Below are 15786 nucleotides of genomic sequence, written 5' to 3' on the forward strand. Positions count from 1 at the left end.
GGCCGCTTTGCGGCCCATCGCGGCGCAAGGCCGCTCCTACAGTGTTGCGCGGCCATCACTCCTGGGCGTCGTCCATCTTCAGGACGCCATCCTCGAAGATGTTCAGCTTCTGGCGCAGCTCCCGCGGCTGCATCGGTGCCTGGGCGCTGTCGCCCTGGGCAGGCGCTGCCGGCGCCTGGGCACCCGACGGAGCCGGTTCGGCCGGCGTCTGGGGCGTGCTCTGTTCACCCTCGATGTCGCGTTGGGCCTTCTTGGTCAGGACGATGATGTCGATGCGACGATTCACCGGGTTGAACGGATCCTTGCGGTCGAACAGCGACGATGAGGCATAACCGACCACTCGTGCCACCTGGTCGTCCGGATACCCCCCCGCCACCAACGCCCGGCGCGCCGCGTTGGCACGGCTGGCCGACAGTTCCCAGTTGCCGAACTCCCCGGTGCCGGCATAAGGCTTGGCATCGGTATGGCCACTGATGCTGATCTTGTTCGGCACCGCCTTGATGGTGTCGGCCATGGCCAGCAGGATGTCCTCGAAGTAAGGCTGCAGACGCGCGCTGCCCAGGTCGAACATCGGCCGGTTCTCGGCGTCCATGATCTGGATCCGCAGGCCGTCCTGGGTGATCTCGAACAGGATCTGGTCCTTGAACTTCTGTAGCTGCGGGTTTTCCTCGACCTTGTTCTGCAGCTCCTGCAACAGCAGCTGCAAGCGCTCCTGTTCGACCTGGTCGGCCAAGGTCTCGACTTGGTCCTTGTCCAGCTGGATGCTGGTGTTCGGCGTCGGCTCGGACTTCTCCTCGGGGTTGATGGTCTTCTCCGGCGCCAGCTGCGGCGAGCCGCCGAGGTCGATCACGTAGGGCGTGCCGCTCTCGGAGAAGCCGATCGGGTCCTTGAAGTAACCTGCGATGGCGATTTTCTGCTCGGGCGTAGCCGTGGACAGCAGCCAGAGCACCAGGAAGAACGCCATCATCGCCGTGGCGAAGTCGGCGAAGGCGATCTTCCAGGAGCCGCCGTGGTGGCCGTCGCCATAGCGCTTGACGCGCTTGACGATGATGGGCTGGTTATTCTCCATGGCTCAGCGACCGCGGACCGCTTGTTCCAGCTCGGCGAAGCTCGGGCGGTGCGACGGGTACAGCACCTTGCGCCCGAACTCCACGGCCAGCGACGGCGGCATGCCCGACGCCGAAGCCACCAGCGAAGCCTTTATCGCCTCGTACACGTTCAGCTCTTCCTTGGCATCGTGGCGCAGGGCGTTGGACAGCGGGCCGAAGAAACCGTAGGCGGCCAGGATACCGAAGAAAGTACCGACCAACGCCGCGCCCACGTGCAGGCCGATGGACTTCTGGTCGCCATCGCCCAGCGAGGCCATGGTCACCACGATGCCCAGCACCGCCGCGACGATACCGAAGCCAGGCATGGCGTCGGCCACGCTGGTGACGGCGTGGGAGGGATGCTCGAGCTCTTCCTTCAGGCTCAGCAGCTCCATGTCGAACAGCCCCTCGAGCTCGTGGGGGGCCATGTTGCCGGTGGACATGATGCGCAGGTAGTCGCAGATGAACGCGGTCATGCGCTCATCACCCAGTACCGCCGGGTACTTGGCGAAGATCGGGCTGGCCGCCGGGTCCTCGATGTCCCCCTCGATGGCCATCATGCCTTCGCGGCGGCTCTTGTTGAGGATTTCGTAGACCAGGCCCAGCACCTCCAGGTAGAAGGTATGGGTGAAACGGGTGCCGAACATCTTCAGCGACTTCTTGATCACATGCATGGTCATGTGACCGGGGTTGGCCTGAAGGAACGCACCGAAGGCCGCACCGCCGATGATCAGCACTTCGAACGGCTGGATCAATGCCGCGATCTTGCCGTGGGAAAGTACGTATCCGCCGAGCACGCTCGCGAATACGACGATGATGCCGATAATTTTAGCCATAGGTTCAGGGCACTTGCTGTCGTGGTCGGGATGAGGGACGGGAGCTTTGAAACTCTTCTTCTACTTATCGGCAGAAGTGCGCCAGACTATAGCCACAAATAACGAAAAGCCAGTTTGGACTGATGTCAAAATGCCAATGGACGCTAAGGTGCCAAACCAGATTCCGCGTACGCTCGATGCCTGGGTAAAGCTGCTCGATGGCATCCGCCTGCCGGTGCCCAAGGAGAGCCACGACCGGGTGTTGTCGGCCATCAACGATAGCCGCCGCTCTCTGCGGGACATTGCCGAACTGATGCAAGACAGCCCCGCCTTGGTGCTGTCGGTGATGCGCGAGGCCAACCACCCGGCCAATGCCAGCCAGGCCGAGCCTGCCGAAAGCCTCGAAATCGCCCTCAACCGCCTGGGCCTGGCGCGCAGCGCCAACCTGCTGGCACGCCTGCCCGCGGTGCCGGGCCAGGACATCCCGCCGGTGCTGCGCCAGTTCCTGCTGATCAGCCAGCATGCCGCGCAACAGGCCAGCGGCCTGTTCGCCAGCCGCCTGGCACGGCTGTGGCAGGAGATCCATTGGGGCAGCCTGCTGTTCCTGTCACCGCTGTGGCCTATGGCGCAAGCCTTTCCCAAGCTGCTCGATACCTGGGAGCTGCGGGTCATCCACAAGGGCGAGGACGCCGCCGAAGTCGAGCTCGCGCTGTTCGGCGTACGCATCATGCAACTGTGCCAGGCCGTGGCCGAACACTGGCGGCTGCCGGAATGGGTGACCCAGGGCTATCGCCTGCTGCTCGATGAGCGCGAACAGCTGGCCCAGGTGCTGGCCATCGCCCGCGAGCAGGACAGCTTCACCCAACAGCAGCGTCTGGACGACGAGCCCGGGCTGCGCCGCTGGTTCAACCAGCCAGCCAATACCGTGCTGCTGGCCAACGGCCTGGCGCTGGCCGCCCAGGTGGGCTGGGACAACCCGCACCTGCTGCGCTGGCAACTGCTGACCGCCCTGTACCTGCAGACATCGCTCGACGACGTGCAACAGCAGGTCCACCAGCAGGCCGCCGCCAGCGCCCGCCACCATGCCCGGCATGCCCTGTTCCACCCCGCCGAGGCGCTGATCTGGCCCTGGCAGCAACGCCGGCCGCATCCGGACATGCTCGAACCGCCACCGCCCACCACCCAGGACCTGGCGCGCTGGCGCACGCTGTGTGGCGAGCTGCTGGCCCAGCCCAGCCCGTTCGGCACGAGCCTGCACCTGTGCACCCAGGCTCGCGACGCTCTGCTGGCCTGCGGTATGCAACGGGTGATTCTGCTGACCCTGGACAAGGCCACCGAATCCCTGCGCGTGCAACAGACCGCCGGCCTGCCAACGGAGGTCGCGGCCCTGGTACTGCCCCTGGCCGGCAGCAAATTGCTGCAACGCCTGATGACCCAGGCGGCGCAGCTGCGCTTGACACCAGACAACCACGCCCAGTCCTCGGCCTTGCTGCCAGCCCCGCTGTGGGCCGCCATCGGCAGTGAGCATGTGCTGCTGCGTTCGCTGGCGGTCAATGGCCAAACGGTGATGCTGGTGATCGCAGACCAGGGCGGCAAACCGTTGGCCGATGTCACCGTGCAAGCCTTTGGCAAGACCGCGCAATGCACCGAGCGTGCCCTGGCTGCCTTTGCCAACCGCAACGCCTGAGCCTTGCGCTACAATCGCTCCCTCAATTCCACCCTGGAGACCGTGGATGACTGACTTTTCCGGCTTGCCCCTGGTGATCGAACCGGCCGACCTGCTGCCGCGCCTGGGTTCGCCACAGCTGATCGTGGTCGACCTGACCAGCGCCAACCGCTATGGCAGCGGTCATGTCCCCGGCGCGCGCTTCGTCGACCCCAAGCGCACCCAGCTGGGCCAGCCACCGGCGCCAGGCCTGCTGCCGGCGCGCGCCGACCTGGAAAAGCTCTTCGGCGAGCTCGGCCACCGCGACGACGCGGTCTACGTGGTATACGACGACGAGGGCGGCGGCTGGGCCGGGCGCTTCATCTGGTTGCTCGACGTCATCGGCCACAAGGGCTACCACTACCTCAACGGCGGCATTCAGGCCTGGCCGGCTGACAAGCTCTCAACCGATGTACCTGCCAGCGCGGCTGGCCCGGTCAGCCTGCAACTGCATGCAGAGCCCACCGCCACCCGCGAATACCTGCAAAGCCGACTGGGCGCGGCCGACCTGGCCATCTGGGACGCCCGCAGCCCCGGCGAGTACAAGGGCGAGAAAGTCCTGGCAGCCAAAGGCGGGCACATTCCCGGCGCGGTCAACTTCGAGTGGACCGCAGGCATGGACCTGAACGACCACCTGCGCATCCGCCCGGACATGGCCGACATCCTGCAACAACTCGGCATCACCCCGGACAAGGAAGTGATCACTCACTGCCAGACCCACCACCGTTCCGGCTTCACCTACTTGGTGGCCAAAGCCCTCGGCTATCCACGGGTCAAGGCCTATGCCGGCTCCTGGGGCGAGTGGGGCAACCACCCGGACACGCCTGTAGAAGTTTGAATTTCCAAGGAAACCCAATGAAATCCCGCTTGTTCATCATCAGCCAGTACCTGCTGCCGCACCACCTGCTGTCGCGGCTGGCCGGCTGCGTCGCCGAGTGCCGCGCGCGCTGGTTCAAGAATGCCTTCACCGCCTGGTTCGCCAAGCGCTACCAGGTGAACATGTCCGAGGCGCTGGTCGAGGACCTGACCGCCTACGAACACTTCAACGCCTTCTTCACCCGCGCGCTCAAGCCGGGGGCACGCCCACTGGACGAGACCCCGGGCGCCATCCTCTGCCCGGCAGACGGTGCAGTCAGCCAGCTCGGCCCGATCGAGCATGGCCGCATCTTCCAGGCCAAGGGCCATAGCTTCAGCGCCCTCGAGCTGTTGGGCGGCGACCCGCTGATGGCCGCGCCGTTCATGGGCGGAGAGTTCGCCACCATCTACCTGTCTCCCAAGGACTACCACCGCGTGCACATGCCACTGGCCGGCACCCTGCGCGAAATGGTCTACGTGCCGGGCCGACTGTTCTCGGTCAACCAAACCACCGCCGAGAATGTCCCCGAACTGTTCGCCCGTAACGAGCGGGTGGTGTGCCTGTTCGACACCGAGCGCGGGCCGATGGCCGTGGTACTGGTCGGGGCGATGATCGTCGCGTCGATCGAAACGGTGTGGGCCGGCTTGGTCACGCCGCCCAAGCGTGAGGTGAAGACCTTCCGCTACAACGAAGGCAGCCGTGCGCCGATCCATCTGGAAAAGGGCGCGGAATTGGGGCGTTTCAAGCTGGGATCGACCGCCATCGTGCTGTTCGGGCCCGAGCAGGTGAAGTGGGCTGAGAGCCTGGGTGCAGGTTCGGCGGTACGCATGGGTGAGCTGCTGGCACAGCCTGCCCAGGGCTGAGTGCTTGCCGCGAGGGTTTCGGCGCCTGTTAGATCGAGCGCCGCCCGCGCGGCGCTCGATTTCAAGATCGCCGAAGTCCTCCCGCCGAATCTTCAGCTACGGGCATCACGATCGCGCATGCCCAGCAGGTACAGCACACCGTCCAGCCCCAAGGTCGAAATCGCCTGCTTGGCCGACTGGCGCACCAGCGGCTTGGCGCGGAACGCGACGCCCAGGCCGGCCAGGGACAGCATCGGCAGGTCATTGGCGCCATCGCCCACGGCGATGGTCTGCTCCAGCTGCAAGCCCTCTTCACCGGTCAACTGCTGCAGCAGCTCGGCCTTACGCTGGGCATCGACGATCGGCTCGACCGCAACGCCGGTCACCTTGCCATCGACCACTTCCAGTTCGTTGGCAAATACATAGTCGATGCCAAGGCGCGCCTGCACCTGCTTGGCGAAATAGGAAAAACCACCGGAAAGGATGGCCGTCTTGTAGCCCAGGCGCTTGAGCTCGGCGAACAGGTGCTCGGCACCTTCGGTCAGGCGCAGGGACGCGCCGATCTCGTCCAGCACGCCAACATCCAAGCCCTTGAGCAGAGCCATACGCTCCTTGAAGCTGGCGCGGAAATCCAGCTCGCCACGCATGGCGCGCTCGGTGATCGCAGCCACCTGCTCGCCCACCCCGGCAGCCTTGGCCAGCTCGTCGATCACCTCGGCCTCGATCAGTGTCGAATCCATGTCGAACACCGCCAGGCGGCGGTTGCGGCGGAACAGGTCGTCTTTCTGGAAGGCGATGTCGATGTCCAGCGCCTCGGCCAGGGCGAAGAAGTCGGCGCGCAGGGCCTGGGCGTCGCTCGGCTCGCCACGCACGGAAATTTCCAGGCTGGCCTTGCTCTTCTCCACCGGAGCATCCAGCGCCACGCGCGAGGACAGGCGCTCGATACGCTCGATCGTCAGGCCGTACTGGCTGATCACCGCGCTCACCCGCTGCAGCTGCTCGGGCGTCACCTTGCGGCTGAGCAGGGTGACGATATGGCGCGCCTCGCCCTGGCTGTCGGCCCAGTGCTGGTAGTCGGCCTCGGAAATCGGCGTGTAACGGGCTTGCAGGTTCAGCTCGTGGGCCTTGGCCTGCACGCTTTGCAGCAGCTGGGTAGCCACTTCGTTGTCCGGAATGTCGACCAGGATGCCGAAGGACAGGGTACCGTGCATCACCGCCAGGCCGATGTCGAGGATGTTCACACCGCCCTGAACCAGGACGCCGGTAAGGGCCGCAGTGAGACCTGGACGGTCTTCACCAGTGATGTTGATCAGGACGATTTCGCGCAAGACCGGGCTCCGACTTCGATGAAAAATGCGCATTCTACCGATTTTCCGTGATGATCGGGCAGCATCGATACTTTGCCGACAAAACACGGCTCGCTATACTGCGCAACACCTTTTTCGCCATAAAGAGCCGCGCTCTGTGAACCGGCCCACGCCCGTCAAACCTGATAATTTCTTCGTGATGATCTTCCGAGCCCTCAGCCAGCGTCGCGTTCCCCTGGCCCTGCGCATCGCCAGCACCAATATCTTCCTGGTGGCCCTGGCGCTGGTGATCTATGCCTGCGTCATGGGCCTGCAGTTCCGGCAGGCCATGCACGAACAGGCGGACGCCCTCGGCCAGAGCCTGACCATCCAGACCGCCACCTCGGCGACCGAGCTGCTGGTGTCCAACGACATCCTCAGCCTCAACGTGCTCCTGGGCAACCTGGTGAAGAACCCGCTGGTGGCTCATGCGGCCATCTACAGCGTGGACAACCGCATCCTCGCTGAGGCCGGCCAGCGACCGAAGAACAGCCTGCTGGGTGAGGCCGAAGGGCTCTACCAGACCAAGATCACCTTCCAGGATGTGACCGCCGGGCAGTTGCGCATCAGCCTGGACATGACCCAGTTCCGCCAGCCGATGACCATCAGCCTGCAGAGCATGGGCATCCTGGGCGCGATCCTGTTGGCCTTGGCGCTGGCCTTGAGCTTGCGCCTGGGGCGTCACATCTCCACGCCGCTGCTGCAGCTGCGCGTATGGCTGCGTGACCCGCACCACTACACCCCTGGCACCGACCGCCAGGACGAGATCGGCGACCTGGCTCGCCAACTGCACACCCGTCTCGCCCCACCGCCGCCGGAACCTGAGGAAGTGGAAGAGGATGAATTCGACGTGGACGAGGTGGATGAGCACGCCGCAGCGCCCAAGCCCTTGGCAAAAGCCAAGGCCACGACCAGCGATGACGAAGACGACGATGCCTTCGCCGACCTGATCGACACCGAGCAGAGCCCGGTCAAAGCGGCCGCGGTCGAGTCCGACGAACCGCAATATAGCGCCGTGCTGGCCGTGCAGCTGGGCTCCCAGGAACAGCTGCGCCGCTTGCCGCGCACCCGCCTGACCGAACTGCTGGAGCGCTACCGCGACTGCCTGGAGCAGGCGGCATCGCTGTACGAAGGGGAAACCCACACGCTCAAGGACGGCAGCACGCTGTTGCTGTTCCATAGCCGCGACTGCGGCGAAGACTACCTGACCAACGCCATCTGCTGTGGCGAGCTGCTGCGCGCCTTGGGCCATGCCCTGCAGATCGAGGTGGCCGACAGCGGCATCACCCTGCAGCTGCAACTGGGCCTGACCCTGGGTGACGACCTGCAAGGCCTGGAGCAGGTAGACCTGCTGATGGCGGAAAAGGCCCAGGACGCCCTGGCGCTGTCCCAGCACAGCCGCAACCTGCTGCTGGTGGAACGCAAGATCAGCGACGACGCCCTGATCCGCCAGCGTGCCCGTATCCGTCCTATCGCCAGCCCAGAAGGCGCCTGCTGTGTCGAACGCCTGATGGAGCCCTACCCGTCCATGCTCGAACGCCAGCTGGCCCGCATGCACGAACGCCGGGCCTTGTAGGAGCGGCCTTGCGCCGCGATGGGCCGCGAAGCGGCCCTGCCCCATGCAACCTCGATGCACCTGCGTCAACGAACGAAACGCCTGGTTTACGGCCGCTTCGCGCCCGATCGCGGCGCAAGGCCGCTCCTACAGGGAGAATTGGTCCTAATAAGCCACAAAAAAGCCCGCATCGCTGCGGGCTTTTTTGCGTCTGCCGGTCAGAACCGATAGACCTCCATGTCGGTCCGAATGGGCGAAGCCATGGGGATCTTCGGCTTCTCTGGCCCTTTCTTGACCTGGGTCGGTGCGGACTTCTTTGGCGGTGCTTCCTCCGCGATGGCCGGCTGGTTAGCCAGCGGCTTGACCGCCGCGCTGAGCTGCTCGGCCAGCTTCTGCAGCAATTGCCCCTGGGCCTGCACCTGGGACGACTCAGAGCCCTCGTGTGGTTGCTCCAGGTGCACGATGCGGTTGTCCCGCACCTTGCCGCGGCGATCGAGCAGACGCCATTGGGCATCCAGGATCGCCGGCTGGTTGCGGCCGGAGTCCAGGCGGGTGATCGACAGCAACACCTGCACATCCGGCGAGAAACCGGCGGTGGCCGGTGCCAGGACGACACGCTGGCTGTCCAGGCGCCAGGCGAGCTGACGCACCAGCAGTTGGTCGATGTCCGCCGAAAGGCTGCCCGCCCAACGACCGTCGGTCGCGGACGTCAGGCTGCCGTCAGGCTGACGCTGCAAGAAGGTTTCACGCTGAAGGTAATCGGCTACCGATACCGGGCCGAGTACGACGGCCATGCCGGCACTCTGCGAGGGCTGGCCTGGGTCACCACTGTCCAGCTGATACAAGGCCACCGGCTGATGCATGCTGCATCCGCTCAGTCCCAGCAGACCCGTCATCAACAGCGCAAATGGAAGGCGCAGAAATTTCATTCATCCCATCCAAGCGGTCGCCCCGGGGCAAACCGCAGTGATACTCATGTAGATTCTTGCAGGCACACAGCCACGCCGGCGCCGCAAGGGCACTATCATCCGCGAAATAACCGTCCGACTCCAGCATTTCTGCCTGGAATGACGCTGAAATTGCCGTTCCAGACAGACAGCCGGTTCACTCGGGGCGTTCCACCGCCATGCCATCGACCCGCTGGAAGCCGCGTGGCAGCTTGCTGCCGCGTCGGCCACGCTCACCTTTGTAATGCTCAAGGTCGTCGGGCTTGAGAGACAGAGTACGCTTGCCAGCCTGCAATACAAGCGTCGCACCCTCGCCCACGACGGCCAGATCGGTGACGAACTCTTCCCGGTTGGCGACCCGGTCCCCGGGTACGCCGATGATCTTGTTGCCCTTGCCCTTGCCCAGCTGCGGCAGGTCGCTGACCTTGAAGATCAACAGGCGGCCCTCGGTGGTCACGGCTGCCAGCCAGTCCTGCTCGCGGTCGGCTACAGGTCGCGGAGTCATCACCTTGGCTCCGTTGGGCAGGCTGAGCAGGCCCTTGCCGGCCTTGTTCTTGGCCTGCAGGTCCTCGCCCTTGACCACGAAACCATAGCCGGCATCGGACGCCACCACATAGAGCGCATCGTCCTCAGGCAACAGCACGCACTCGAAGGCCGCCCCTGGCGGCGGCGTCAGGCGCCCGGTCAGGGGCTCGCCCTGGCCGCGTGCCGACGGCAGGCTGTGGGCGGCCAGCGAGTAGCTGCGCCCAGTAGAGTCGATGAATACGGCGAACTGGTTGGAACGACCGGCGGCAGCGCCTTTGAAGCCATCCCCGGCCTTGTAGGAAAGCCCGGTGGCGTCGATATCGTGGCCCTTGGCGCAGCGCACCCAGCCTTTTTCCGACAAGACGACGGTGACCGGCTCGGTCGGCATCAGCTCGTTTTCCGATAGGGCCTTGGCCTCGGCACGCTCGACAATCGGCGAACGGCGGTCGTCACCGTAGGTCTCGGCATCCTTGATCAGCTCGCTGCGCACCAGCTTGCGCAGCTTGGCGTCGCTGCCCAGCAGGGCCAGCAGCTTGGCCTGTTCCTTGAGCAGCTCATCCTGCTCGCCGCGGATCTTCATTTCCTCCAGGCGCGCCAGCTGGCGCAGGCGGGTCTCGAGGATGTAGTCGGCCTGGATCTCGGTCAGGTCGAAGCGGGCGATCAGGGCCTGCTTGGGGTGGTCTTCGGTGCGGATGATGTGGATCACTTCATCCAGGTTGAGGAAGGCGGTGAGCAAGCCTTCCAACAAGTGCAGGCGCTTCTCGACCTTGTCCAGGCGGTGCTGCAGGCGGCGGCGCACGGTGCCGATGCGGAACTGCAGCCACTCTTGCAGCAGGGCCCGCAAGTTCTTGAGCTGCGGGCGCCCGTCGAGGCCGATGATGTTGACGTTGACCCGGTAGCTGCTTTCAAGGTCGGTGGTGGCGAACAGGTGTTGCATCAGTTCGTCGGCATCCACGCGGTTGGAGCGCGGGATGATGACGATGCGGCACGGGTTCTCGTGATCGGACTCATCCCGTAGGTCGGCGACCATCGGCAGTTTCTTGGCCTGCATCTGCGCGGCGATCTGCTCCAGCACCTTGGCCCCGGAAACCTGGTGCGGCAACGCGGTGACGACGATGTCGCCATCCTCGACCCGGTATACGGCACGCATGCGGATCGAGCCGCGGCCGCTCTCGTAGAGCTTGAGGATTTCGGCACGCGGCGTGACGATCTCGGCCTCGGTCGGGTAGTCCGGGCCCTGGATGTGCTCGCACAGCTGCTCGATGGTGGCCTTGGGCTCATCCAGCAAGCGCACGCAGGCACTGGCGACTTCCCGCAGGTTGTGCGGCGGCACGTCGGTAGCCATGCCCACGGCGATACCGGTGGTGCCGTTGAGCAGGATGTTCGGCAGGCGCGCTGGCAGCACGGCTGGCTCCTGCAGAGTGCCGTCGAAGTTCGGCACCCAATCGACGGTACCCTGGCCCAGCTCGCTGAGCAGCACCTCGGAATAGCGCGACAGGCGCGCCTCGGTGTAACGCATGGCGGCGAACGACTTCGGATCGTCCGGCGCACCCCAGTTGCCCTGGCCGTCGACCAGGGTGTAGCGATAGCTGAACGGCTGCGCCATCAGCACCATGGCCTCGTAGCAGGCCGAGTCGCCGTGGGGGTGGAACTTGCCGAGCACGTCGCCGACGGTACGCGCCGACTTCTTGTGCTTGGCGTCGGCATCGAGCCCCAACTCGCTCATGGCATAGACGATACGTCGCTGCACCGGCTTCAGGCCGTCGCCGATATGCGGCAGGGCCCGATCCATGATCACGTACATGGAATAGTTGAGGTAGGCCTGTTCGGTGAAGTCAGCCAAGGATCGGCGTTCGACGCCTTCGAGACTGAGTTCCAGTGAGTCGCTCATGCGGGCCTCGTCATTTCAAGTTCTGGCGCAGCAGCAAGGTACCGCCACGCTGGGTAAATTCAAGTTGTTTCAGGGCGCTCATGCCCAGCAGCACCTGCTCGCCATCGAGGCCGGGGACCACCAGTGCGCGCACGTCGCGCAGGTGGATATCGCCCAGCTGCAGCTCGCCCAGGCGGGTGCGGTAGCCTTGGGTGCGGCCGTTGGCGGTGCTGAGGATCACCGGCGCGCCGGGTTGCAGGTCGAGGTCGCGGGCCAGCGACTCGGGGATCGCTACATCGGTCGCCCCGGTGTCGAGCATGAAGCGCACAGCACGGCCGTTGATCGCGCCATCGGCGACGAAATGCCCCTGGCCGTTACTCAGCAGACGTACCTCGATGAAGCCTTCGCCGTGCTCGGACTGCACCTGGGTATTGGGGTTCTGCTGGCGCTCCTCCCATTGACCGAAAAAGCGCGTGGCGAGGAACATCGCCCCCGCCCAGGCCACCACCAGCAGGACCCGCCCCGCACGCTTGCCTGGCGGTTGGCTCACGGCTTGGCGCTCCAGCCGCCCTCAGGGGCTGCGAAACGCCATACGATCGGGCGCTTCTCGCCGTCGGCACGGTCGCCGCTGTTGTTGTCCAGGCCGATCCAGGCACCGGATGCATCGATGACCAGCGCTTCGGCCAAGCCATATGGCTGATCGTAGCGACGCGAGTCGACCAGTGCATCGGCGGCGAACGACCAGCAGCGCTCGACCTTGCCGCTGCCGGTGTCGCGGCGGCAGATCCGGTAGGCATTGCGCTCGAGGGTGAACAGCTTGCCCTCGTACCAGGCGAGGTCCGAGAAGTCGCGTGACATGGCCTGGGGTTCGGGCATCTGTGGCGGCTGCATCTCGACCCCGGCTTCGCTGAGCAGCACGCAGCTGCGCCCACAGTTCCACACCGACTGCTGGCGCTCGATGGCGACCAGGCCGCGCCGTTCACGCTCGGCGGCCAGCCACAGGCGGTCGCCCGCCGGGTTGATCGCCAGGCCTTCGAACAACGCGTTGAAGTGCAGCAACATGCCACTGGCACGGGCCTGCCGAACCATGGTCGGGTCGATCCGCAGCCATTCAGGCTCACCCTCGACAGGCACTTGCAGCACCGCCGCATGGGCTTCGCTGACCAAGTAGAAATTACCAGCCTGATCGCAGGTGATGCCTTCGAAGTCCAGCTCACCGCCGCGGATGTAGGACACCGCCCAGTTGCGCGACCGGAGCCCCCATGGCAAGCCGCTCTGCGGCACCGGCGGCGGGGTGAAGGTCAGCGGCTGGGCACGCCACACTTCGCCCTGCCGGTCGAGGCGGTAGATGCGATCATCGTCACGGTCGGACACGGTCCACAACGCCCCACGGCACCAGGCCAACCCCGAGAGGTTGCCGCCGCGCATGCCTTCGACCGGGTACTCTGCGCCGAGCTTGAGCTCCGGCCAGCTGCCCGCCTGGCTCGGCAGGGCCAGCAAGGCCAGGCAAACGGCGGCCAGCAGGCGGATCAAACCAGGACCTCGGCGAGGTTACCCTTGGTTTCCAGCCAGCTCTTGCGATCACCGGCGCGCTTCTTGGCCAGCAGCATGTCCATGATCTCGGTGGTGCCCTGCACATCGTCCAGGGTCAGCTGCACCAGGCGCCGGGTGTTCGGGTCCATGGTGGTCTCGCGCAGCTGTGGTGGGTTCATCTCGCCCAGGCCCTTGAATCGGGTGACCTGCGGCTTGCCGCGCTTCTTCTCGGCGACCAGTCGATCGAGGATGCCATCGCGCTCGGCTTCGTCCAGGGCGTAGTAGATCTCCTTGCCCAGGTCGATGCGGTACAGCGGCGGCATGGCCACGTAGACGTGGCCGGCCTCCACCAGCGGTCGGAAATGCTGGACGAACAGCGCGCACAGCAAGGTAGCGATGTGCAGGCCGTCGGAGTCGGCATCGGCCAGGATGCAGATCTTGCCGTAGCGCAGCTGCGAGAGGTCGGCGGCACCAGGGTCCACGCCGATGGCCACGGCGATGTTGTGCACCTCCTGGCTGGCCAGCACCTCGCCACCATCGACTTCCCAGGTGTTGAGGATCTTCCCGCGCAGCGGCAGGATCGCCTGATACTCCTTGTCTCGCGCCTGCTTGGCCGAACCGCCGGCCGAGTCACCCTCGACCAGGAACAGCTCGGCACGCATCGGGTCCTGCCCGGCGCAATCGGCCAGTTTGCCTGGCAGCGCCGGGCCCTGGGTGATGCGCTTGCGCTCGACTTTCTTGCTCGCCTTCAGGCGCCGGCCGGCGTTGCTGATGGCCAGCTCCGCCAGCTGCATGCCCAGTTCCGGGTGGGCGTTGAGCCATAGGCTGAAGGCGTCCTTGACCACGCCGGAGACGAACGCTGCCGCCTCGCGGGACGACAGACGCTCCTTGGTCTGGCCAGAAAATTGCGGCTCCTGCATCTTCATCGACAGCACGAAGGTGATGCGTTCCCATACATCCTCCGGCGCCAGCTTGACGCCCCGGGGCAGCAGGTTGCGGAACTCGCAGAACTCGCGCATCGCATCCAGCAGGCCCTGGCGCAGGCCGTTGACATGGGTGCCACCCTGGGCGGTGGGGATCAGGTTGACGTAACTCTCCTGGACACTGTCGCCGCCCTCCGGCAGCCATAGCAGGGCCCAGTCCACAGCCTCCTTATTGCCAGCCAGGCTGCCGCAGAACGGCTCGTCGGGCAGGCGCAGGAACTCGCTGACCGAGTCGACCAGGTAGGAGCGCAGGCCGTCTTCGTAGTGCCACTCGACCTTCTCGCCGCTGGCCTTGTCCTCGAAGCTGACCAGCAGGCCCGGGCAGAGCACCGCCTTGGCCTTGAGCACATGCTTGAGGCGGCTGACGGAGAACTTGGCCGAGTCGAAATACTTGGGGTCGGGGCTGAAGTACACGCTGGTGCCGGTGTTGCGCTTGCCCACCGTGCCGACCACCTCCAGCTCGCTGGCCTTGAAGCCATCGGCGAAGGTCATCTGGTATTCGTTGCCATCGCGCTTGACCCGCACGCGGACCTGGGTCGACAGGGCATTGACCACCGAGATGCCGACGCCGTGCAGGCCACCGGAGAACTGGTAGTTCTTGTTGGAGAACTTGCCGCCGGCGTGCAGCTTGGTGAGGATCAGCTCGACCCCGGACACCCCCTCTTCGGGGTGGATATCCACCGGCATGCCGCGACCGTCGTCGCACACTTCCAGGGAATGGTCGGCATGAAGGATCACCTGCACCGAGCGTGCGTGGCCAGCCAGAGCTTCGTCGACACTGTTGTCGATGACTTCCTGGGCCAGGTGGTTCGGCCGGCTGGTGTCGGTGTACATGCCCGGCCGCTTGCGGACCGGGTCAAGGCCCGAGAGGACTTCGATGGCGTCTGCGTTATAGGCGCTAGCGCTGGGATTGGCCATGGGGTCTCGTTGTCAGTCTGGTGAATGCAAAAAAGGTCAAAATACAGAAAAATCGAGCGTCGCATACTGCCCGCGGGCAATGCCGGCGAAGGCCAGCAGGGCCGGCAGACGGTCGGCGAAGCCTTGGAAGCTGTGGTCGCCGCCGGCCTGGATACGCAAGGCACAAGCCTGGTAATAGCGTTCGGCCTGGCGATAGTCCAGGGTTTCGTCGGCAGTCTGCAACCATACCTGGTAGCGGCTGGCGTCCTGGGGCGGCGGCACTTCGAGTTCGGCCAAGGCCTGTACATGGTCCAGGGTCAGTTCCCAGGTTTCGTCGGTGTACAGGTTGCGCTGGGTACCCAGGTAGCCGTCGAACAGGCGGTGCGGCCCGACTGCCGGGTTGATCAGCAGGGCTTTCAGGCCATGGCGCTCGGCCAGGTAGGTGGCATAGTAGCCACCGAGCGAACTCCCCACCAGCAAGGGGGTACCGAGCTCGGCGATGGCGGCTTCCAGCTGGGCGACGGCCTGGCGCGGGTGATGATGCAAGGCCGGCACGCGCAGGCGCCCGGCCAGGCCCAGGGCCTGCATCACCGCCTCGAGCTGGCGCGCCTTCTTCGACAGCGGCGAGCTGTTGAAGCCATGGATATAGAGGATGGAACCCGACATGCTGCCCCTCGGTATCGACTGCTGTGCACCCGTCCATGCGGGCGCAGGGACGCGCAGTGTAGCGCGTTCACCGGGTTTTGGCGTCGCATCGGGCTTTTCGCAACAAATTCTTCAAGCGCAAGTAGATCGCTCATGTTCGCGGTTAAAACCACAGATTT

Annotated in this window: 13 protein-coding genes; 4 read left to right on the top strand and 9 right to left on the bottom strand. The window is 65.2% G+C overall.

Features of this window, described 5'->3' with window-relative positions; translation table 11 throughout:
- Positions 1–55 precede the first annotated feature (55 nt).
- Both motB and motA read right to left on the bottom strand, forming a co-directional pair.
- Positions 56–1069, bottom strand: a complete 1014-nt coding sequence (motB, locus tag ACNFCI_RS00700; RefSeq protein ID WP_324816296.1) for a flagellar motor protein MotB — start codon at positions 1067–1069, stop codon at positions 56–58.
- A 3-nt stretch (positions 1070–1072) separates the two neighbouring features.
- Entirely contained in the window at positions 1073–1924 is an 852-nt protein-coding gene (gene motA / locus ACNFCI_RS00705) for a flagellar motor stator protein MotA (RefSeq protein WP_084854154.1), read from the bottom strand.
- A gap of 130 nt (positions 1925–2054) precedes the next feature.
- Here motA and ACNFCI_RS00710 point away from each other — a divergent pair, with 130 nt between their 5' ends.
- From ACNFCI_RS00710 to asd, 3 genes are read left to right on the top strand one after another with little or no spacing between them, the layout of a single operon-like run.
- Positions 2055–3590 carry an HDOD domain-containing protein gene (locus tag ACNFCI_RS00710; protein WP_084854152.1) on the top strand — a complete coding sequence of 512 codons (1536 nt, stop codon included), beginning with the start codon at positions 2055–2057 and terminating at the stop codon, positions 3588–3590.
- Between the two features lie 46 nt (positions 3591–3636).
- A complete protein-coding gene (locus ACNFCI_RS00715) occupies positions 3637–4446 on the top strand; it encodes a rhodanese-like domain-containing protein (protein ID WP_084854150.1) in 810 nt (269 codons plus the stop codon).
- Between the two features lie 17 nt (positions 4447–4463).
- Positions 4464–5327 (top strand): archaetidylserine decarboxylase, encoded by an 864-nt coding sequence (gene asd / locus ACNFCI_RS00720; protein ID WP_084854148.1) that lies wholly within the window; start codon positions 4464–4466, stop codon positions 5325–5327.
- Positions 5328–5419: 92 nt separating this feature from the next.
- On the opposite strand, the gene serB is transcribed toward asd, so the two are convergent.
- Positions 5420–6634, bottom strand: coding sequence for a phosphoserine phosphatase SerB (serB, locus tag ACNFCI_RS00725; RefSeq protein WP_416767222.1), 1215 nt, complete (start codon positions 6632–6634; stop codon positions 5420–5422).
- A 136-nt stretch (positions 6635–6770) separates the two neighbouring features.
- Between serB and ACNFCI_RS00730 the strand changes: the two genes are divergently transcribed.
- Positions 6771–8228 carry a histidine kinase gene (locus ACNFCI_RS00730; protein ID WP_324816290.1) on the top strand — a complete coding sequence of 486 codons (1458 nt, stop codon included), beginning with the start codon at positions 6771–6773 and terminating at the stop codon, positions 8226–8228.
- Between the two features lie 197 nt (positions 8229–8425).
- Here the strand turns inward: ACNFCI_RS00730 and ACNFCI_RS00735 are convergent, their stop codons facing one another.
- The 6 genes from ACNFCI_RS00735 to ACNFCI_RS00760 form a co-directional block, all read right to left on the bottom strand.
- The gene (locus tag ACNFCI_RS00735) at positions 8426–9136 is read right to left on the bottom strand and encodes a PqiC family protein (RefSeq protein WP_084854142.1); all 711 of its coding nucleotides are present in this window, start codon (positions 9134–9136) and stop codon (positions 8426–8428) included.
- A 175-nt stretch (positions 9137–9311) separates the two neighbouring features.
- Positions 9312–11570, bottom strand: a complete 2259-nt coding sequence (gene parC / locus ACNFCI_RS00740; RefSeq protein ID WP_084854140.1) for a DNA topoisomerase IV subunit A — start codon at positions 11568–11570, stop codon at positions 9312–9314.
- A 10-nt stretch (positions 11571–11580) separates the two neighbouring features.
- The gene (locus ACNFCI_RS00745) at positions 11581–12099 is read right to left on the bottom strand and encodes a retropepsin-like aspartic protease family protein (RefSeq protein ID WP_084854138.1); all 519 of its coding nucleotides are present in this window, start codon (positions 12097–12099) and stop codon (positions 11581–11583) included.
- Positions 12096–13082, bottom strand: a complete 987-nt coding sequence (locus tag ACNFCI_RS00750) for an esterase-like activity of phytase family protein (protein WP_084854136.1) — start codon at positions 13080–13082, stop codon at positions 12096–12098. The genes ACNFCI_RS00745 and ACNFCI_RS00750 overlap by 4 nt, the downstream gene beginning before the upstream one ends.
- Entirely contained in the window at positions 13079–14983 is a 1905-nt protein-coding gene (parE, locus tag ACNFCI_RS00755) for a DNA topoisomerase IV subunit B (RefSeq protein WP_084854134.1), read from the bottom strand. Before parE ends, ACNFCI_RS00750 begins: the two co-directional genes overlap by 4 nt.
- Before the next feature lie 36 nt (positions 14984–15019).
- Positions 15020–15628, bottom strand: a complete 609-nt coding sequence (locus ACNFCI_RS00760; protein ID WP_084854133.1) for a YqiA/YcfP family alpha/beta fold hydrolase — start codon at positions 15626–15628, stop codon at positions 15020–15022.
- Positions 15629–15786: the final 158 nt, after the last annotated feature.

The sequence above is a fragment of the Pseudomonas sp. NY15356 genome, from assembly GCF_048068175.1.
GTDB lineage: Bacteria > Pseudomonadota > Gammaproteobacteria > Pseudomonadales > Pseudomonadaceae > Aquipseudomonas > Aquipseudomonas putida_K.